At 45.7% G+C, this 21369-nt stretch carries 12 protein-coding genes; 11 read left to right on the forward strand and 1 reads right to left on the reverse strand.

The genetic code is table 11. From position 1 onward, the window contains the following. The first annotated feature begins 53 nt into the window (after positions 1–53). The 6 genes from PG915_RS22070 to PG915_RS22095 are packed head-to-tail and all read left to right on the forward strand — an operon-like array spanning position 54 to position 15661. A complete protein-coding gene (locus PG915_RS22070; RefSeq protein ID WP_353499128.1) occupies positions 54–9269 on the forward strand; it encodes a type I secretion C-terminal target domain-containing protein in 9216 nt (3071 codons plus the stop codon). 19 nt (positions 9270–9288) lie between these two features. Continuing rightward, positions 9289–11436 (forward strand): type I secretion system permease/ATPase, encoded by a 2148-nt coding sequence (locus tag PG915_RS22075; protein ID WP_353499129.1) that lies wholly within the window; start codon positions 9289–9291, stop codon positions 11434–11436. Then, positions 11426–12751 (forward strand): HlyD family type I secretion periplasmic adaptor subunit, encoded by a 1326-nt coding sequence (locus tag PG915_RS22080; protein WP_353499130.1) that lies wholly within the window; start codon positions 11426–11428, stop codon positions 12749–12751. Before PG915_RS22075 ends, PG915_RS22080 begins: the two co-directional genes overlap by 11 nt. Before the next feature lie 18 nt (positions 12752–12769). Next, entirely contained in the window at positions 12770–14101 is a 1332-nt protein-coding gene (locus PG915_RS22085) for a TolC family outer membrane protein (protein ID WP_353499131.1), read from the forward strand. Continuing rightward, positions 14101–14739: an OmpA family protein gene (locus tag PG915_RS22090; RefSeq protein WP_353499132.1), complete on the forward strand. Its 639-nt coding sequence runs from the start codon at positions 14101–14103 to the stop codon at positions 14737–14739. The genes PG915_RS22085 and PG915_RS22090 overlap by 1 nt, the downstream gene beginning before the upstream one ends. Next, a complete protein-coding gene (locus PG915_RS22095) occupies positions 14732–15661 on the forward strand; it encodes a PstS family phosphate ABC transporter substrate-binding protein (RefSeq protein WP_353499133.1) in 930 nt (309 codons plus the stop codon). The genes PG915_RS22090 and PG915_RS22095 overlap by 8 nt, the downstream gene beginning before the upstream one ends. Before the next feature lie 58 nt (positions 15662–15719). On the opposite strand, the gene PG915_RS22100 is transcribed toward PG915_RS22095, so the two are convergent. Beyond that, positions 15720–16316, reverse strand: a complete 597-nt coding sequence (locus tag PG915_RS22100) for a TetR/AcrR family transcriptional regulator (RefSeq protein WP_353500190.1) — start codon at positions 16314–16316, stop codon at positions 15720–15722. Between the two features lie 208 nt (positions 16317–16524). Between PG915_RS22100 and PG915_RS22105 the strand changes: the two genes are divergently transcribed. The 5 genes from PG915_RS22105 (at position 16525) to rbsD (ending at position 21355) form a co-directional block, all read left to right on the forward strand. Then, the gene (locus PG915_RS22105) at positions 16525–17142 is read left to right on the forward strand and encodes a glutathione binding-like protein (protein WP_353499134.1); all 618 of its coding nucleotides are present in this window, start codon (positions 16525–16527) and stop codon (positions 17140–17142) included. A 148-nt stretch (positions 17143–17290) separates the two neighbouring features. After that, entirely contained in the window at positions 17291–17962 is a 672-nt protein-coding gene (locus PG915_RS22110) for a type 1 glutamine amidotransferase domain-containing protein (protein WP_353500191.1), read from the forward strand. A gap of 143 nt (positions 17963–18105) precedes the next feature. Continuing rightward, entirely contained in the window at positions 18106–18675 is a 570-nt protein-coding gene (locus tag PG915_RS22115) for a sugar O-acetyltransferase (protein ID WP_353499135.1), read from the forward strand. Between the two features lie 245 nt (positions 18676–18920). Further along, positions 18921–20525 carry a sensor domain-containing protein gene (locus PG915_RS22120; protein ID WP_353499136.1) on the forward strand — a complete coding sequence of 535 codons (1605 nt, stop codon included), beginning with the start codon at positions 18921–18923 and terminating at the stop codon, positions 20523–20525. Between the two features lie 410 nt (positions 20526–20935). After that, complete coding sequence (rbsD, locus tag PG915_RS22125; RefSeq protein WP_353499137.1) at positions 20936–21355, forward strand: D-ribose pyranase; 420 nt, start codon at positions 20936–20938, stop codon at positions 21353–21355. Positions 21356–21369: the final 14 nt, after the last annotated feature.

The following is a 21369-nucleotide window of genomic DNA, read 5'->3' on the forward strand; positions in this document are numbered from 1 at the left end:
TTCTTTAAATACTATCTTTATATGAAAGACTTAGTATCGAGTGGAGACCAAAGATGGTGCCAGTGCTTTATGTTCAGATGGGTGATGTGGTTTGGAAGGTGTTCCCCAATGGGACGTGGGAGCGCGTTGCACCCGATGAGACTCTATTGGAGGGTGTTCAGGTCGTCAATCAACCCATCGTTGAACTGGGTGATGAAGGCACGCTGTCCTCAGAGCAAGTTGCCGCGATTGAAAAAGCACTGTCCGAAACGCTTAACGACCTTACAAGCAATATAGTCAGCCAACAAGGACAAGTTGACCTCAGCTCTGGAGGAAGTAGCGATAGTGCTGGTTTTGTGGTTTCAATTAAAGCCACGCTAGATGAGACAATAGCGCGCGCCGGGTTTGATACGCGGCCTAGTTCGGAGCCAGACGACGAGCGAAATTCAGAACAAGCCTCACTAGATATCCTATCTGATCAAGCCAAATTAACGGTAGACATCCTTGATGGCGGCGACGGCTATGAAAACCAATTCGAAGTTCCCAGTGTCGTTATCCAAGGTACGGCAACAGACGTACGTGATGGGCGTATTGTGCTTATCACCGTCACTGACCAAGATGGCAATACCATTCAGTTGCAATCCATCACAAGCAATCAAGCCTACTCAGTTTCCGATGTTGATCTTTCTTCTTTAGTTGAAGGCCCTTTAAAGGTCGATGCCATTATCTCTGATGATTTTGGTAACAGTATTACCGCTCAAGATACGACGATTAAAGACACGTTAGCCATTATCAACGTTGAACTGGACGGCTTTGGAGATGAGTTTGTTAACGCAGCAGAATCTCCCAATGCAGCATTTACTGGTAAAACCGAATTTGTGGAGTCTGGACAAACTATCAATTGGGTGGTGACTGACGAACTTGGCGGCACGGTAACAGGAACTGCGTCCGTCACCGAATCTGGTCTTTGGAGCATTTCTAATCTTGATGTTTCTGGGCTCTCTGATGGTGTCCTTACGGTCGAAGCCTCCACCATAGATATAGCTGGAAACCCGGCGGTCGCCACGGATACCATTGTCAAAGACACGCAGGCTGATATTACGGTGCAGTTTGAAGATATCGACGGCATTGTGAATGAAATTGAAATATCGGGTACCACGTTGTCAGGAACAGTGACCGATGTTGAAGATGGTCAAAGCGTCAATATCACCATATCTGGAAGCCAAGGTGACCCAATAAGTCTAACCACAACGGTGGTCAATGGCGGCTGGACAATACTAGACGTTGACTTATCGAGGTTTGAAGATGGTGAGCTATCTGTCACCGCAACGACAGCAGACATCGCTGGGAATCCTGCAACGACGACGGATACGTCTTTGGTCAATACCGTCAAGCCATTTATCGATATTGATACTTTGCAGGGTTTTAATATTCTTGCGTTTCGTGGCGGTACTCTAACAAGTTTACAAGGCACAACCAATCTTGTTGAAGAAGGACTTCCTGTTACTGTCGTGGTCAGTGATGGGGTTTCTACACTTGAATTTCAAAGCGCCGTTGATGCCAACGGCGACTGGCTAGTCGTTGATATAGACGTTTCTAGTTTGGATCTTTCTGTTGAGTGGACTCTGGACGCTAAAGTTACTAATGCGATAGGCAACTCCGCCATAGATGATATGCCGACGATAGTGTTACCTGAGTCGCTGACGTTCAGTGATACGGTGATTGGTATTTTTGGCAATCAAGAGAAAGAATCGGATGTAAGAATTCAAGATGCTGAGTTTGTGTTCTTTGCTGATCAATCGCTGGTCGATGAACTGACATCTAACGGCCTTTCAATCACGGTTTCGGTATCTGATTATCGAGTTATTGGGACTCGAAGCGATGGTGAAGTGGTCTTTGAAGCTAGTTTGAGCGGCGATCAAGTCGATGTCGCGTTCAAGCAAGTTATCGACCAATCTCCAGATTTAAATTCGATACAGACAGCTCTTTTGATCCAAGGTACCCAAACGGATGCCGATGGCACAACAGAAGTCGTCATCGGGCATCTACCCATCAACATAGCCGATATAGAGCCCCTTATTTTTGACGATTTTGCCTTCATGATCGAAGGCGAAGTTAAGTCTGGTAATGTGCTGAACAATGATATTGATCTTGATGGAGCATTGATTGTTTCTAGGGTGATTATCGATGGCTCGGAATACCCAGTGTCGGGCAGCACGCCTACCTTGATTTCTCTACCTGAAGGTGAGCTAAGCGTATTTGCGAATGGTCACTACAATTTTTCGGCCAATCGAAATTTAGATAACTCTGCTGGAAGGCAGAGAGTGAGCTTTGATTATGTAGCAGGTGATCAAGAGAATGATTTTGGGCAAGGAACCGCGACGATATTTATCGATGATGGCGAGGCGGGGAGCATTGAATCTAGCAGTTACCAATATACCGAGCCCGACAGCAATCAAAGTCCACAAACTTTTGAAACCACCTTTTTAGTATCGCCAGGCTCTGACAATCCCGATCCCAATAGTCTCTATTTCTCGACTTCTACACTTAACGTGCTCGACAGTTTAGGGTTAACCAGCGGTGCCAGCCCAATTCCTCTCACATACCAACTAAACGATGCTGGCAACACCGTTACTGCATCCATCAGTGGCAACACCGTGTTTACTCTAAGTTTATCGGGGCAAGTAACACCGTCGGATGCGACTTCTGTGACCGCTAACCTGACCATTACACAAGAGCGGCCACTCAATCAGCCCAACAAGAACGATTTGCTAAAACTGCCGCTGCTTATTGGCGGTAGAGACACCGATGGCACTGAGCTAGAACAAGGTGAGTTCACATTAATTATCGCTGATGGCTCTGATCCTATTCTAACCAGTATATCGAACGTATCGGTGTCGGAAGCCGAGCTCGCTTTTAATCCGGTTGTCGATATGGGGCTATTTCGCGTGGAGCTCGGCGCAGATGACCTCGATACTAATATGTCTCTCAATCCGTCACTGTTTTTTGATATCCAGGATCAGCCACAGGTTTGGAGTGATGGCCAACTCATCACTTATACCATTGATGCAACAGGGGCGATTCTAACGGGCAATATCTTAGATGAAAATGACGACAAAATTCCTGTTTTTGAAATCGGCTTTTCACAAGCAAGTGCTGCTGTAGGAGGAGACGTTCCTTATACCTTTGTACTGCTACAAAATATCGATAATACCAGCGACCCACTGGAGATCCCCTTTATTGTGACCGCGAGAGATTCAGACGGCGATGAAGCGAAATTGACGCTCAACGTGAGTGTGTCTGATTCTGGCAATGCAACGCTTACAGGTTCTACGTTGACGGTTACCGAACTCCCGCAGAAAACGACAATAACAGAAAGCAACTCTGATACTGCTAGCATTTCGATTACCGCAGCGCAAGATGACATAGTGGATATCGATCTCGCTATCACTGCTGCAAGTCTAGTTCTTGATAGCTCAGGCAACGCCATTACGAGTAATGGATTGGATATCTTATGGCGTAATAATGGTGACAACAGCTATGACGCCGTCGATGAGAATGGCATGGTGGTATTTAGAGTCGCACTACCTGCTGAAATCGATATTCCTGCTTCTACGAATCAGTCTGTAGACATTGGGGTACGGCTTTTTAGAGAAATCGATCATGGCAGTGTGGGCGATATCGATGAGCTTTCCATCACTCTGCCTATTGTGGTAACGGATTTTGATGGCTCTCAGACCCAGCAAGATTCTACCTTAACCATATTAGACGGGCTTGATCCATCGATTGAAACCATTGCTCTGTCGGTAGCAGAAGCCAACCTCGAAGCTACAGGTGAAGTTGAGGTGATTCAATCGGATACGTTGACCTTTGTTCGTGGTTCAGATTCGATTGTTTCTTTTGACATCAATGTTAGTGATTTTGGCAGCTATCAAAGCGGGGGCGAAACGATTGCTTTGGCCGAGCGAGATATCGATGGCTGGTTTATTGGTTCCACACAAAATACCAACCAAGAAGTCTTTCGATTGCGGTTAAATGTCGATGGCTCTGCGGAGTTTTTGCTGTTTAAACCTTTAGACCATCCGGCAGGTGATGGCGCGAACCTACTCAATTTACAGTTTCCTGTAGTTGCGACCGACAAAGATGGCGATACCTCAAGCCCTACAATGTTAACGGTTGAAGTTACAGATGATATTCCAACGTCAGGTACTGAACAAACGCTAGAAATTACTGAGGGTGACAGCTTTAGCGGCAACCTACTCAGTGCAACTCGCATTGGTGTTGATGGGGGTTCAATTACTGAGGTTCGTTACGAAGGTGTTGATTACGATTTTAGTACCACTGACCTTATCTTCATTAACTTGACTAACGAGAACGACGCCAACTCAATATACGGCACATTGGAGTTAAAGTCGGATGGCAGTTACACCATCACCACAATCACCAATGTCGACGCTGATCCTGCTTTGGAAGATAGGATTCGTTTTACTGTAACGGACGGCGATGGCGATACGGTGTCTAACTTTGCCAACTTAATATTGGACGACATTGGCGGCTTTATCCGTGTCGAGAACACTGAAGTTCGCGAGGATGAGCTGGCTGGCGTCGATATCAAAGTGTTTGTTGGTGATATTGATCAAGGGGAAAATGTCACCGAAATCACCATTTCCAATTTACAAGGTGGAACCCTTTATTATGGTGGTGTTGAGCTCATTCCTGATGCTGGTGGGAGCGTTACCTTGACGGACGCGCAAATTATGCAGCAACCGGGACAAAATTATTTCGTGTCCGCTCTACCAATCACCTATTTGCCAAAACTTAATGAGTCGAATACCACGCTTACCTCAAATGTGGTGGCGCTGAGTGTTGGGGCGACCATTGCCAGAAATGGAATTGCGGATGAGATTGTCAGCAATCAAACTTTACAAGTGTCGGTACTACCCGTTGCCGACACGCCAGAGTGGGGCAGTTCTCAGCTTGAATACGTTTTGACCGAAGATATAGGTCGTACTTTCCCATTAGATATTGATGCGTTATTGGTCGATACCGACAGCTCTGAATCCCTGAGCTACCAAATCACCAATATACCGAGCGGCATCACGATAAAGCTGGATGGAAATAACATAGTCGAAGGCAAATCTTATACACAAAAGCAACTCGACCAAATGACGGTTACAGTGAAGAAAAACCTCGCTGGTGAGTTTAGTTTTGACCTCAAAGCCACCGCGACGGAAAAGGGCAGTGACTTTGCGCAAAGCTCAGATAAAACGGCCGACATTGACACTCCGGTAGTGATTAAAGTATCCCCTGATGCCGATACGCCAGAATTGTCGGTTCGTGACATTCGAGGGCTTGAAGACGTCAACATCGATTTGAGTGATGCGATTTTTGGCAGCTTAACGGATACCGATGGCTCGGAATCGTTGTTTTACGACATTGAAGTGCAAGATGGCTGGTCATTTACAGGAACGGGTTTTGTGCAAACAGGAACCAACTCTTATCGGGTTGAATCTGACGCGATAGCCAATGGCTCAGCGCTGTTAACACCAAAAGCAGACATTAGTTCCGTGACTGAGAGTTTGTTTATTAAAGTGTCTGCGGTTTCTGTTGAATCTACGATTGATGGTTTAACACCAGTGAATCAAGAAGCCAGCAGCGTAGAGAAAACCATCAACATTACCTTAAAAGGTGTCGTGGATGAGCCCATCGCTCAGGATGGCGGTAATGGCCATTGGCAGTATGATGCAGCCAATAGAACCATAGAAACAGCGGCGTCGTTCTACGAAGATGGCTTGGTACCACTCGACTTTCTGTTTGTGACCTCTGATGATGATATATCAGAGTCTTTAAATATCCTCATTACCAATATACCGGATGACATTGCCATTGTTGACAGCAGTGGGCAAGTTGTAGCACTGACAATCGCTGATCTAGACCCAGTAACTGGCCCTGTGTATCAGGTGAGTAATGCTGATTTAGCCAAACTGTTTGTAAAACCAAAATTAGACTTCAGTGGTCGCATTACTTTTGATGCCAATGTGGTTTCCACTGAGCCCGATGGTGATAGCGGCACATTCGACTACAAGGTACAAATTGATTTATTGCCAGAGGTTGACCAAAGCGATGGCGTCACTGTGGTGACAACAGGTCTTGAAGATAGGCAAATCGCTCTGGATTTAGAGCCTAGGATCAGCGGCGATAGTGATGGTAGTGAAACGCTGACAGGCTACTTCATAGACCCGCTGCCAAGTGACCTCACTTTACTGTTTGATGGATCTCCCATCTCTGTCCCAGCTACAGGCCTAGATCTTGAAGGGTTAATAGATAGTACGACACCAACTTTAGATTCATTACTTAACAGTGGGCGCTTAAGTGTGCAAGCCACCCAGGACTTGAGTGGAACCTTTGTTATTCCAGTGCGGTATGAAGTAACTGATACCTCTGAACTTGGTGAAATTACGACTAAAATGATTTCAGGGTCACTTACCGTGGTAGTGGATGCGAAGGTTGAGGGGGACACTCGTCTCGAAACGTCATCGGAGGTCTTTATTAGTGACGATGGCCGTCCGGTTGATGTATCCGCTGCTGTTAGGTTTATTGAAGAAGATATCGATGGATCCGAATACCTTGACTACATCTTACTTCAGGTGCCCCAAGGCTACGATATTGTTGTTAATAGCGGCACAAATGAGGCACAGCAAACGCCAGATGGTAATTGGATTATACCTGCAGCAGGCTTAACCAGTGACACAGTACAAGATGTGGCTGCGTTTATTCTCGACAATGTGACCATATCCAGTAATCAAGATACACCGGTTCTAGATATCGTTGTGCGAGCGAGAGTCATTGATGGCGAAGACTCGCGTTATATTGACGGGGAATTTCAAATTCAGATTACCGGACACAGTGGTGGCGGTACGCCTTGTGATCCCGTTGGTCCTCCTGGGGAGATCGAGTCTGAAGATGACATCACATTCGATGAAGGAACGGAAGTCTTAGATCTAGGGCAATACCTTGATCCAGACATTGCGAGCGATCCGGACAATGAGATTTCGTTCTTTATTCCGTCAGACTCGCTACCTGATGATGTTGAACTAGAAGGTGATGGTGTGATTGCTGTATTTGATAACGATGGCGATATCATCGGCTATTCAATCAGCCAGACAGGCCTGAGCAACCTTAAAATTACGGGTCTTGATGAAGATTTTGCAGGTTGTATTACTTTTGATATTGAAACGACTGAAACCTCAACTTGTAACGGCTCTAGCTTAACGACTACGCAGACAGTTAGCATTGCAATTCGTCCTATCGTCGATGACATTATTCTGTCAACGGCATTTAGCCGCATTGATGAGGACGTGGCTTCCGATCTTGATTTACAGTTGGTGCTTGGCGATTCAATTAAGCTTGATGGCAGTCAAACGGTCATCGGTGAAGGAGAATCGTCAACAGGTAAAGAAACCGCTAACTCGTTTACCATTCGAGTATCTGACGGAGCAACGCTCTCTGGCGACCCAAGCTGGTTAACCGACAACGGAGATGGCTCTTGGACTGTGACAGATGTGACACGTTTACCGGATGTAGTACTCACACCTCCTACCCACTTTAGTGGCGAAATAACGTTAACTGCCGAAGTAAACATTACCGACAAAACCGATTGTTTAGCAGAAACCGATACCCAAACTAAAGTCGTGACAAAGGTCATCGAAATCAATCCGATTGTGGATCCTGCCAGTTTGGTGTCTGCGGACTTCACTGGTGACGAAGATACTTATATTTCGCTGGCAAGTCTTGATGCAGAGCTGATTGACCAAGATGGCTCCGAAAATATGTCACTCAGTCTATCTGGGGTTCCCGAAGGTGCAGTGGTTGTGGTTCAAGTGGGGTCAAGCTTTGAGTTAGTGCCAAACAACGGAGTGGACGGAGGCAGTTTCAATGGCAAGCCAACGTATGAGTGGCAGTTAGAGGCAAGCCAACTCGATAATACGTTTATATTACCGCCACTTGATTTTAGTGGGGACATTCCGTTGACACTCAAGGCCATTACTCAGGAGCTTGCAACCGGAGATACTAGGATTACAGAGTCAGCATTTACCCTAGGCGTTAATCCTATTGCCGATGAGATTGAGTTCTTTAACGCCCCAGAAAAGGTAAACGGCGACGAAGATGCCGTCATCGATATCCCTATTGATATCGTTTCCCAAGAGACCAATAGTGATGAATCTATCGCGCTATTGGTAACAGCAAAAGCTGTGAATGATTCCAGCTCAATTGATGATATCGCGAGTATTCGAATCGATGGAAAAACTGCACGATTTATCCAAGTTGGTGACAGTGCAACCGCTACTATTATCGTAGCGGCAAGTTCAATTAATAGCATTGAGCTATTCGCTGGCGATGCCTTTGGCGATATTGACCTCACTATTCGTGCAGACGCAAGAGACACGGCCACTGTACTCGGTTCCAATAAAGGCGACTTTGGCCCGATAAAACAAGAAACTATCCGATTAAAAATCACTCCGGAACCGGATGCCCCAATTTTAGATTTAACTCATGACAACATTCTCGCCGAAGCGAGTAGCGATGCACCTTTAGGGTTGAGTTTTAACCTAGTGAATCCTGCTGCCGATGAACAGGGAATGCTAACCATAGAAGGGCTTCCAGATGAGGTAGAGCTTACTGCTGGGCAGCGAGTAGGCGATGATTGGGAGGTCTTACAAGGCGAGATTGCAGACTTGGCGATTAAAGCCGATGACAATCTTCAAAATGATCTCAACTTTACCTTAATTCTAAAGCCTTCAGCAGAGCTCAAAGGCAATACCGCGGATGGGGCGGTAGAGACGATAGATGTTGAATGGTTTATCAAAGGCGATCAAACGCTGATCGGAAACTACCAGCGAGACTATATTTCAAGTGGAAGCGGTGATGACACCATCACTGGCGGGCTAAGCGCCGATACATTTGCATTTACTAATGAAGATATTGGTCTGTTGGCGCACACGGATATCATCACAGATTTCAATGCCAGTGCGAATAGCGACAGTATCGACCTCAGCCGAATCCTGTCTGCTACTAATGCTTCAGATGCAGAAAAGCAACTCGACTTAGTTGAGGTTGGCACCGACCTACGTATCGATTTAAGACCAAATGAAGGTCTGATTAGGCATCATATAGTGCTCGAAAACACCATATTGAACGATTTGTATGGCGGGGATGCGGCGGGTGTTTCTGAGAGCGATATTATTCAAAAAATGCTGGATGACCAAAATCTTATTTTGTCGTCAAACTAGTAAGCAGTAAGGATGTGCAGTGGAAGTGTCAAAAAGGGACAATTGGCTAGAAGCGATTAAATGGTTGTGCCAGTACCATGAGGTGCGTTGTCACCCGGTTAAAATAGTCAGTGGACTACCGTTAGATGATGGGCAGCTATCAGAGCCCCTCTTTTTAAGAGCGTTGGAAAGCACGCCACTTCTGGCGCTTGAGCTCAATGCGCGTGAAGTAGCGAAAGCAAGCACGCCATTTGTGATGATAGACAGTAAAAACGAACAGCCTTTGATCATCACCAAAGTAACGGGGCAGCGCGTCACTTTACTTGAAGTCGCTGAGGAGTTTAAACAGAAGGAAATAACCCTAGATGCACTTCGCCAATTGAGTAAAGGGATACTGTGGCAAGTAAGTGGAGATTCCACTATCGATAGCCGAGTTGAGGAGCTTAAACCTTCTACACCCACCAGTTGGCTGTGGAAAACGATAAAGGAAGTTCGCCCTTGGTATCGTGACTTAATGTTGGCATCGTTTGTCATTAACTTGCTGGCTCTCATTGTCCCGTTATTTACCATGAATGTGTACGATCGCGTGGTGCCTAATCAAGCAATGAGTACCCTGTGGGTGCTGGCTGCAGGAGTAATGATCGTTGTTGTGTTTGATTGGATATTAAAAGAAGCTCGAAGCTCTGTGACAGATATGGCTGGGCGCTATATCGACAATAAACTCTCAGCGACACTGTTCTCAAAAACCATCGGTATGAAGTTAGAAAATCGTCCTCAATCAACAGGGGCGTTTGCGCGTCAGTTACAAGACTTTGATGCAGTAAAAGAGTTCTTTACTTCCGTGACGCTGGTGACCTTGGTGGATTTGCCGTTTACCTTTTTATTCCTAGTTTTAATTGGCTGGCTTGGCGGCGCCATGATGTGGATCCCTGTTGTGGTTATGGGATTGCTCGTCGGTGTCAGTGTGCTAATGAAACGTAATGTTGAGAGCACGCTAGAAGAGACATCGCGATTGTCTACTCAACGTCAAGCACAGTTGATTGAAACCCTAAACGCCCTACCTGAAATTAAACAAAACAATGCTCAAAGCTTGCTGCAAAAGCGCTGGGAAAGCGTTATTTCTTCCTTATCGACATGGCAAACGCGCTCGCGTACATACACCAATATAGTCACTCATTGTATTCAATCTAGCCAGCAAGTAGTGACGGTGTCACTTATCGTATTTGGCGTCTATCAGATAGGAGCCGGAGTACTCACCATGGGTGGCTTGATTGCTATTGTGATGTTGAGTGGTCGAGCGGGAAACGCAATTAATCAGTTATCGATGTTAGTGCTGCGCTATCAGCAGTCCAAAACTGCGTTGGTCGGTTTAAATCAAATCATGGAATTACCGCAAGAGGCCAGTGATCAACAAGTGATCGACCGAGGGGAATTTCAAGGCAACGTCAAACTCAGCAATGTGGGCTATCTATACCCGGAAGCAACCTCAGCGGCAGTGAGTGACATTAATGTCAACATTCAAGCGGGAGAGCGCATTGGTGTGATTGGATCTGCGGGTGCTGGTAAATCAACGTTATTGTCACTGCTTCTCAAGCAGGTCGAGCCTAGCAGCGGACAAATCTACTTCGAAGGACTTGATGCCAAATTATGGCCACATAGTGTGGTGCGCAAAGCATCCGGTTGGGTGGCGCAAAGTAGTGTACTGATGTTTGGATCGGTATTGGAAAATATTGTGTTTGGTGAGTCTAGTATTGATGAGCAGCGGCTCGGTTACGCTATTCAATACTCGGGACTAAATGACTATTTATCACGCCTTGAAAACGGCTTAGAAACTCAAGTTGGTGAGGGCGGCCGACATTTATCGGGGGGGCAACGTCAGGCGGTGGCACTAGCAAGAGCGCTCTACCGTCAACCTAAGTTTCTTGTTCTTGATGAGCCGACCAGCGCACTAGATAATCAAGCTGAACGACGCTTCTACCAAGCATTAGCACGTATGCCACGTAGCATGACCATAGTAATGAGTTCACATCGTCAGTCGCTCTTGTCGTTGTGCGACAGAGTTTTAGTGCTTGAGAAAGGCAAACTCGTCATGGACGGTCCACCAAAGTCTATTCTGGAAACACCAAGTAAGCAAAAACACAAAGTGAAGAACATCGCTATCGTCAAAGGAGGTAACGATGAGCACTAGTCATATCGAGTGGAGCAACACCCAGTTAGCGTACCGTTCACGCAGGCTTATTTGGATTATCGCCAGTTTATTTGTCAGTGCTTTGCTTTGGGCATCTTGGGCGACGCTTGAAGAAGTCGTCGTGGGAGAGGGCACTGTGGTGCCAAGCCAGTCGGTACAATCGATACAAAGTTTGGAAGGTGGGATTGTAAAAAACATACTGGTGCGTCAAGGGGACAGTGTTAAGGCTGGGCAAAGCTTAGCAGTATTGGATGACACTCGTTTTCGCGCTTCCTATCAAGAGACAGGCAAGCAATTTGATAGCCTGACTGCTCAGCGGTTGAGATTGGAAGCGGAGCTGGCGAGCGTCAAAGTAACCAGTAGCAACAACTGGCAAACACAAGTTCAAATTGAGCCTCGTTCAATCATCGGTGCAGATAACCCCAGCCCAGCTTTGTTTAATGCTCAAGCTAACTATCTGGAGAGATTGAGTCAGTTATCATCCGAACTTGAAGAATCAAAACTACGAATCGAGCAACAAGCCCAAGCCGTCAGTGATACTCAAACCTCTATTCGAACCTTACAAAGCAGTCTCGCTATTGTGGAAAAAGAGCGCGATTTGCTGCGCGTAGTAGTGGAAAGCGGTGCAGTAGCGGAAGTTGAGTTATTGAAACTAAATCGAGATGTCATTCGTCTTGAGGGCGATTTATCGAGTGCTCGTGTCACCGAGCAAAAGCAACGAGCGGCCTATTCTGAGGCGATTGCGGATCACCGTGGGATTGCTCTGGACTTTCGAACTAAAGCGCAAGGCCAATTAAATGAAATATCCGCCACACTTGCCCAACTGAATGAGAGCCGCCAGGCAATCGCTGATCAATTGAGGCGTACCGATGTCGTTGCTCCAGTAGATGGTACTGTGAAAGAAGTGTTTGTTCGCACCATAGGTGGCGTCGTTCGTCCAGGTGAACCCATTATGGAATTGGTGCCAGAAAACTCGGCACTCATCATTGAAGCTAAGATCGCGCCCCAAGATATTGCTTTTATTTCAGTAGGTTTAGAGGCAATGGTGAAGTTTTCGGCCTATGATTTTGTTATCTACGGCGGACAAAAAGGCAAAGTGACCTATGTGAGTGCTGATGCATTGCAAACTGAAGACGGGACGGCCTACTACCGAGCGCACATAGAATTGAATAATCAACAAGATCAAGAGGCGAACTTTTCTGTAATACCGGGTATGCAAGCCGCAGTGGACATTCTTACTGGCGAAAAAACGGTGTTGCAATATTGGCTTAAGCCAATCTTAAGAGCAAAAGAGAATTCATTGAGAGAAAGATAATAACCATAAGGAAAGCGTATGCGTGTGACAAAACTCGTGCTATCGAGTTGCCTTGCTATCACCCCTCTAGCGTTGACTCCGGCTGCGAGCGCTATTTCTCTGGAACAGTCTGTAGCGTTTGCGATTGATTACAGTCCAGAAGTTTTAGCGCAATATTCTCGATATCAATCCGTTATCAGAGATGGTGATGCTGCTGGTGGTGACCGATTACCACAAGTGAATTTGTATGCCGCAGCGGGTGTAGAGGAAACCCGATATAACAACGGTAACTTCATAGACCCAGACGATAGACGACTTAATCGAACAGAGATGGGTGTGCGTGTTTCTCAGCTTTTGTTTGATGGGTTTGGTACTAGCGCCAATGTTAAGCGTTTGGGCTATGAAGCTGAAGCAGAGCGCTTGACGTTGATATCCCGCGCTGAAAACGTCTCCCTGGATGTCACCAGAACGTATCTTGAGCTTTTAGAGGCTGAAACTCTGTTGCAATTAGCTAACCGCAACGTGCTTGAGCATCAAGAAATCTATAAAGATGTACTCGACAAAAAAGGCCAAGGACTAGCGAGTAATTCGGACTTAGCCCAGATTTCCGCTCGAGTGGCAACAGCGCAATCGTCACAAATTGCGGCACAAAATAACCTGTTTGACCTCAAAACCCAATTTCTACGCCAAGTTGGCAAGCCCGGCAGTGACCTAGTCCTTCCCAAATTTGATAGCGCACTACTTCCCAGCACTTTAGATGTTGCTATTCAACAAGCGGTCGACAACCACCCGGAGATTAAAGCGGCCATGATAGACATGGACGCCGCGAGGCAAGAAATACGACGCGAAAAAGGGGACTATTTCCCAGAGGTTAAAATTGAGTTGCATGCCAACAAAAATCGCAACGTGGGTAATGTCATCGGGCCGGATGAAGACATGCGCGCCATGCTGACCTTAGATTATGACCTATTCAACGGCTTTTCGACCGATGCTAGAGTTGAATCTTCCGCATGGCGATTGGAAGAGGCGCGAGCCATACGTGTAAGAACTGAGCGTGAAGTGCGCGAAGGCACAGAACTCGCTTGGAATGCCTATTCGATGCTAGAGCAGCAAATAAGACTTTTGGAGCAAAATGTGGACGCGGCAAAAATAGCCGAGCTCGGCTATATACAGCAGTTCAATGTCGGGCGTCGCAGCTTACTTGATGTACTTGATGCCAAGGTGGAAGTGTTTCTTGCGAGACAAAACTACGTGAGAAGTAAATACGATAGGACCTTTGCAGCTTATCGATTGCTTAATGCGATGGGAGTGTTGACGTACGCGTTGCGCGTCGAGCATCCAGAAGAGTGGCAGAAAGAGGGGGAGTCATAATGAAGCTAACAGTGAAGACTTTGTCTTTCGTGCTAACGCTGTGTTTGCCCTTATCCCTGCTCATCGGTTGTGCTGAAACGCCAAACACACAAACCACTCGTCATCAGATTGATGATTTACGCGATCAAGACAGTGATGGCATCATCAATCAGCGTGATCGCTGCTTGGATACTCCAACTGGTGTTGTTGTCGATAATGAAGGCTGTGCAGAATGGCAGTTTTCAGAGAAGCCTGTTGTGGTTACGGTCAACTTTGATTACGACAAATCGCTGATACGTCCCGATCAAGAGCCAAAGGTATCTGAACTCTCAAATATGCTCAAACAAACTCCACAAGCTAGTGTGGTGTTAATTGGAGATACCAGTTCCGAAGGCACTAACGATTATAACCGCGCCTTAGCTAAGCGCAGAACGGCAGCGATTAAAGAAGCGCTGGAGCAGAAAGGCATTGATAGCACACGAGTCTCAGAGCAGGAGTTTACCGAGGTGACGTTTTACACCGAAAAGCTCAAGCAACGTAAACGCCGAACCATTGCAGTGTTCTATCATCCTGAAATGTCAGCCACTCAGCAGTGGGATATTTTTACTTCAGAGAAAAGTTTGACCAGTTCAAGTAGTGTGGAGGCGCCTCGTGACTAAGACTTTTAAAGCGCTCAGCGCAACAGCACTCTCTTGTGGGATGATGGCCTCGCCATTGCTATCAGCAGAGACATTAGATGCGCAGCATTCTAAAGTGGCCGTTGAACCCAATCTCGTACCGCTTATGGAAGCCTTGATACAAGCTAGGAAACTTGATATTGATGTCCAGGCCAGTGAAGATATCGCGACAAGTTTAACCAAAGATAATCTGCTACTCGGTATCAGTTCACGTAAATGGCAAGATGATGAAGTGGCAAAGTTTACCCATTTGAGAGGTTACAAACCTACCGAGCTTTTTTTTACCGCTGACGTTATCGCCATTATTGCCAATCAAGACAATCCGGCCAAAGCCGTAACCCTTGCTGAGCTCAAGGACGTTTTTGGTTGCAACCAGCAGCTTAACGTCACTCGCTGGCGTGATAGTCAAGGTACAGAGCTTGGCGCCATGGTTCCATTAGCTATCGACAATCAACTAAAGGGGCATGGTACGTTTGCCAAGTGGGTTGCGTGCGACAATGCTGAGTTTTCGACGACTAATTTTGTTATCGACAAGCCTGCATTGCTAAGTGAAATCTCGGCGCAGTCAGATGCGATTGGTTACTCGGTTTACACCGACGATCTTAACGATCAAAACTTGCTAAATGTCATCAATAACTTTGGTGAGTCGTACGATGTGAATAAAGAAACCATTTTGTCGGGACGCTATCCACTGGCGAGTGTTTACTACATGTACCTTGACTTGCCACCGAACCGAGAACATTTTAATCAGCAGGAAGAATACTTTATCAGTCTGACGCTGTCTGATGAGCCAAAGCCAACATTAAACCAATTTGGCTTTATCAGCTTGCCGCCAGAGGCAATACAGCGCAATAAAGTTCGTCTGCGTTTAACAGAGCCGATGATTGAAGGCGGTTACAAATAATCAATCTGGTTATATTTATCACCGCAGTAAGACTAAGACAGCTTCTTGGATTCTCTCTTCAAGAGGCTGTTTTTGCGTTTAGCCTTCGCAGATAATCACAAAGAACTCTGGTGGCTACATCAATCTCTTTATGGCGTTTAGCCTTTCCAAGTACGCGCATCCCTTGCATTTGACAGATAACAAATTGTCCTATTGCTGTCACATCTTGCTCATCGCTGATTTCAAGGCGCTGCTGAGCGTGGGATAGCGAAGAAACGATAGCTTGCTCTAAGGTATCGAACAGCATGTTGCTTCGCTTCAATACCTCATCATTTTCACCAGCATGTTCAACGACAGCATTCTGAATAAAACAGCCACAGCTGTCTTGCTTTTGTTTGTCGGCAAATGCGCTGAGAAACTGACAGAGGGTGTCAATTCCAGAGTTTGAGCTTCGAAGCGGTTCAAGCTTGGGAAAAGACACCGAGGTTAAGTAGTTATCAAGCGCTTGGTAATAAAGCGCCTCTTTGTCACCAAAGCTGTTGTAAAGACTAAAGCGGTTGATAGCAAGAGTGTCAGTCAAATCGCTAATAGACGTATTGGCATAGCCCTTACTCCAAAACAGCATCATTGCTTGTTCTAGCTTTTCTTGCTTACAAAAATTGGCTTTTCTTGCCATACGTCCCTCTAAGATAAAAACCGCATCAAACTGCACCTTCTGGTCATTGTACAAGTACTTGCCATTATCCACTAATTAATTCTTGACCGATCGTTTAGTTATTGCATAGAGTATATCTAAACGATCGGTTAGAAATCAAAGCTGATCAAAAAAACTCTCATAAAGATGGTAATTCTCTAAAAACATACGTGCCAAAAGGAATGAACACATGAAATTGTATGATCACTCGGTTACAGTCAGCTCGAAGCGCCTAAATCTATTTCTGAAAGAAATTGGTGTTACCGATATTGAAAGAGTGGAAGTGAATGTTAGGGAAGGGGGAAACCTAGCCCAAAGCTATCAGGACAAAAGCGTAAACGGTAAAGTACCATTGCTTGAGTTGGATGATGGCACTTACCTCAGCGAAACAGTAGCGATCAGTCGCTATTTTGATGAAATTACGCCGAACGATCTCAACTTATTTGGCGCTAGCACGTTAGAGCGAGCCAAGGTTGAAATGTGGAATCGCATTGTTGAAATTGATGGTATCCAAAACGCATTCCAAGCCTTTAGAAATCTATCGGGTATCTACGCCGACCGAGAGAATTGCGTTGAAGCATGGGGAGAAGAAGCGAAGCATCGAGTCGAGTTGTTCTTGCCTAAACTCGACAAGCAGTTGGGTCAGTCTAAGTACGTAGCGACAGACAATTACACCATCGCAGACATCAGTGCCTATATTTTTGTTTTTGTAGCGGTCAATGCGCTCAAGGTTGATGTATTTGAGACCAGCCAGAACATCAAGCGTTGGTTTGATGATGTGTCTTCTCGTCCAGCTCTACAAAACTAAATTTTAGGCCGCACTTTTGGAAAGTGTCCAATGGAAGAAAAAGGGATGAAGATTGCTCATCCCTTTGTATTTGAAAAATCTCAGCATTTCACTAGGTTTATAAAGAGCGCCTAATGGAGAGCAGAGAGTGAGCCAAAAAAAAATTCTGATGGTTCTAACATCACATAGTCGGATGGGAGAGACTGAACATAAAACTGGCTTTTGGCTTGAGGAGTTTGCCGCGCCTTACTATGTGTTCAAAGATGCCGGCTTGCATATCACCTTATGTTCACCCGCTGGTGGCCACCCTCCAATTGACCCAATTAGCCAACTAGACGAGCAGCAAACTCCCGCCACTCAACGTTTCGAAGCTGATGAGGTCGCGAAAACCCATCTGACTAACACCTTACGCTTGGTTGAAGTCCGAGAGGCCGATTATGATGCGGTGTTTTATCCGGGCGGTCACGGCCCGCTTTGGGATCTCACCTGTGATCCAGACTCTGTCACACTGATTGATGACTTTTATAGTGCTCACAAACCGATAGGGGTTGTCTGCCATGCGGCTGGTGTACTCATTAATGCCGCCAATGAAGACGAATCCCCAATGGTTGAAGGTAAACAGGTCACCGGCTTTAGTAACAGCGAGGAGCAAGCCGTTGGATTAACAGATATTGTGCCTTTTTCGCTGCAAGATGAACTTGTAAAGCGTGGTGCGAGCTTCTCAAAAGCACCAAACTGGCAAGAGTACGTTGTCGTTGACGACCTGCTCGTGACTGGTCAAAACCCAGCCAGTTCTGAAGCCGCAGCAAAAGCGCTGATAAAACTACTGTTAACCGACTAAATCTACCTATCATTTTAATTCCACCAAGTGTGATGGCGGCTACGATTCGAAGAAAATATAATGCCGCTATGACAGGATTCTGACATTGTCCTCAATATTACGTTTTTGAATACAAACAGTCCGTAACATTGTTGGAAGAAAAGATGTCGACAAGAACAGAACGAGAAAAAATGCTGGCAGGTGAGCCTTATCTAGCTTGGGATGAAGAGCTATTATCTGCGCGAGTTAAGTGCCGTCATACACTAAAGAAACTCAACGATAGTATTCCGAATACGCCTGAGTGGAAGGAAGCGCAAGAAGCGTTGATCCCAAACCGTAAAGGCAACCTATATCTTGAGCCGCCATTTCGCTGCGACTATGGTGAAAACATCCATGCTGGCAAGAACTTCTACGCTAACTTCAATTGCGTGATTCTAGATGTCAATGTGGTCGAAATTGGAGACAACGTATTGTTTGCACCAAATGTTCAAATATATACGGCAGGTCATCCGTTAGATGTAAAAGGCCGCGTTGAAGAGGAAGTTGAATTTGGCTTACCAATTAAAATCGGCAATAACGTTTGGATTGGCGGAGGGGCGATCGTTTGTCCTGGTGTTACGATTGGCGACAATGCGGTCATTGGTGCAGGCAGTGTGGTCACCAAAGACATTCCGGCTAACACTCTCGCTGTAGGCAACCCGTGTCGAGTTATCAAACAAATCAATAACGATTAGAGTTGCCTCCTAATTACTTTTTTGGCGCTTGCCAACTTGTCTTTTGATCACCTAATGTGGGTACATGTTAGGTGACTTTCTCTTTGGTTATCCAAATTAGCACCAATAGTTTATGGTGCGTCAAAAAACTGCTGCCAAATCATCGACTTTTTGACGTTTTATTTGATGTTGGTTCCATTAAACCCTATCATGTTCGCTTTGTAATACTCGGTAAAACACTAGTTGTAAACATGGCGTTGCATTATATGGATTTTGAATTGTCGTTAGGTTTGATGGAGTCTGCGTTAGAAAGCGCGTCTGTTGCTGTCATTATTACCGACGAACAAGCTCAAATTTGTTTCGTCAACGATCAGTTCGTCAAGCTAACAGGCTATGCCCGCGAAGAAGTCTTGGGCAAAAATCCGAAACTGCTAAAGTCAGGAAAAACCACATTAGCAACCTATGAGGATATGTGGTCGAAGCTGCTTCAAGGTAAAGATTGGGTAGGCGAACTGGTTAACAAAACGAAAAACGGCTCGCTGTTTATCGAGCATGCTCATATCAGTCCTTTCATCTATTTGGGCAAGTCCTATTACATTGCGGTCAAACGTGATGTGACGTCTGAAAAACACCTCAACGATAAGCTGAGCGATCTCGCTTATTTTGATCCGCTTACTCGTCTTCCAAACCGCACCTCTTTCTTTGAGCATCTGCAACGCTTTCTAGTCGAAGAGCAACAAGCGGAGCACCCGTATTCGTTGTTGTTAATCGATCTCAATGAGTTTAAGTCTATTAACGACAGTAAAGGACACGATTTCGGCGATCTGTTCCTTCAAGATGTAGCGAAGCGCTTTAGAGCGGCGGTAGGGGACAACGGCCTAGTCGCAAGGCTTGGTGGTGATGAGTTTGTCGCATTGCTACCCAATTGCTCACAAAGTCGAGCGGAACATTACGCTCAGCATTTGGTCGACGCGATCGCCTTCATAGAAGTTGGTAACAAATCTGAGCGAGGCTCTGCGTCTGTTGGTGTGACTACAAATGTAAGTCGCAACGTTCCAACGAGTTTGCTACTAAAGCAAGCGGATCTTGCGATGTACCGTGCCAAGCAGTGTCAAACTACCTGGATGAGTTATGACGAAGCAATGGGTGAGCAGTGGGGGCGTAAAACGGCGATGGCTCAACGTCTCTCGCAAGCTATCGAATCACACAGGCTAGAGGTCAGCTTCTTACCCGTAGTTGAGATTGAAACGCATCGTATTGTTGCGTTTAAAAGCCGACTAGAATGGAGTGACTCGATGTTCGGTGATGTTGATAGATTCGAGTTCATTCCTATCGCTGAAGAGTCTCAGCTGATCCGCAAACTGAATTTATTCACTATTGAGCAAGCCTGCAAGTACGCTTCGGTCGGTGAATTAAAAACGGTGGCGGTAAAAGTTTCCTCTAAGAACTTTGGTCATGGATTGTTTACTAAGGAAGTGACAGAGATTCTCAACAAGTATCATCTGCCACCTCATTGTTTGGTGCTTGAAGTGTTCGAGGACATGTTGTCTAAGAAACGTTGTGTGGATGAGTTATACCAATTAGTGGCGCTTGGTTGTCAAATTACCGTGGCAGACTTTGGTATGGGGCACATTTCTATATCCGAGCTTCGCGAGCTACCATTGCAAAAACTTAAAGTTGGCGCGCAGTTGGTGGCAGAAATTGCACAAGATCGCTCGGTGGAGCAGGTGGCGAAAGCGATTGTAAGTCTCGCCAAAGTACTAAACATTGAGACCATTGCCGAAGGTGTTGAAACATCAGGGCAACTAGAGTCTCTAAAAGCTATTGGCTGTCATTATGCCTCTGGTCCCTACATTTCTGCCAATATGTAATTCGCGTAATCTTGTCCAAGTTAATCTCTAGATATCTGTGTCTTGAGATTACTTGGGTATGCTATTCATTACCTTGCATTCTCATCCTTTTTAGCAATCAGTTAAGCCCTATTTGTAGGCTGTGAAGCCGCTTTCATACCCCTTCTATCCAGTCAAAAATCTCGTTGAGTAGGAATTTGAATCTATTCACGAAAAATGCATCGAAACGTTTCGATGGGGCGATCTAAGTCACAGTTAAATGCTACCTCTCTCGATCTTTGTACACGCTACGCTAGGATTGCCATCGAAACGTTTCGATGATTGTTTTATCAACAGTGAATAGGTAGTGATGACCTCTACTTTTGCAACCGTTGTTTGACGGTTATTCAAGCCCTACAGATTTAATAAAGCCGCATGAAGCAGGTATAAAAATGAAAAAAAGTGCCCTAATAAATTCAGAACTTTCTTATTTGGTGTCGACATTGGGCCATACCGATGAGGTAACGATTTGTGACGCTGGCCTTCCGATTGCAGATGAAGTTCAGCGTATTGACTTAGCTCTGACCCATGGCGTTCCAGCGTTCTTGGATACGGTAAAAGTGTACCTTTCTGAAGCTCAGATTGAAGGCGTCATTTTGGCAGAAGAGTTTAAGCAGGTGAGCCCTGAGTTGCATGATGCTTTTTTATCCGTGATTGAGCAGGAGCGAGAAACAAGCGGTAAAGCAATTTCGATCTCCTATATTTCTCACGAAGACTTCAAGACAAAAACTTTGGATTCAAGAGCTGTCGTGAGAACGGGTGAGTGTACACCGTATGCCAATGTGATTTTCCAAGCTGGCGTCGTCTTTTAGAGCGCCACTTATTA

Origin of the sequence: Vibrio sp. CB1-14 (assembly GCF_040412085.2) — a bacterium.
GTDB classification, from domain to species: domain Bacteria; phylum Pseudomonadota; class Gammaproteobacteria; order Enterobacterales; family Vibrionaceae; genus Vibrio; species Vibrio chaetopteri.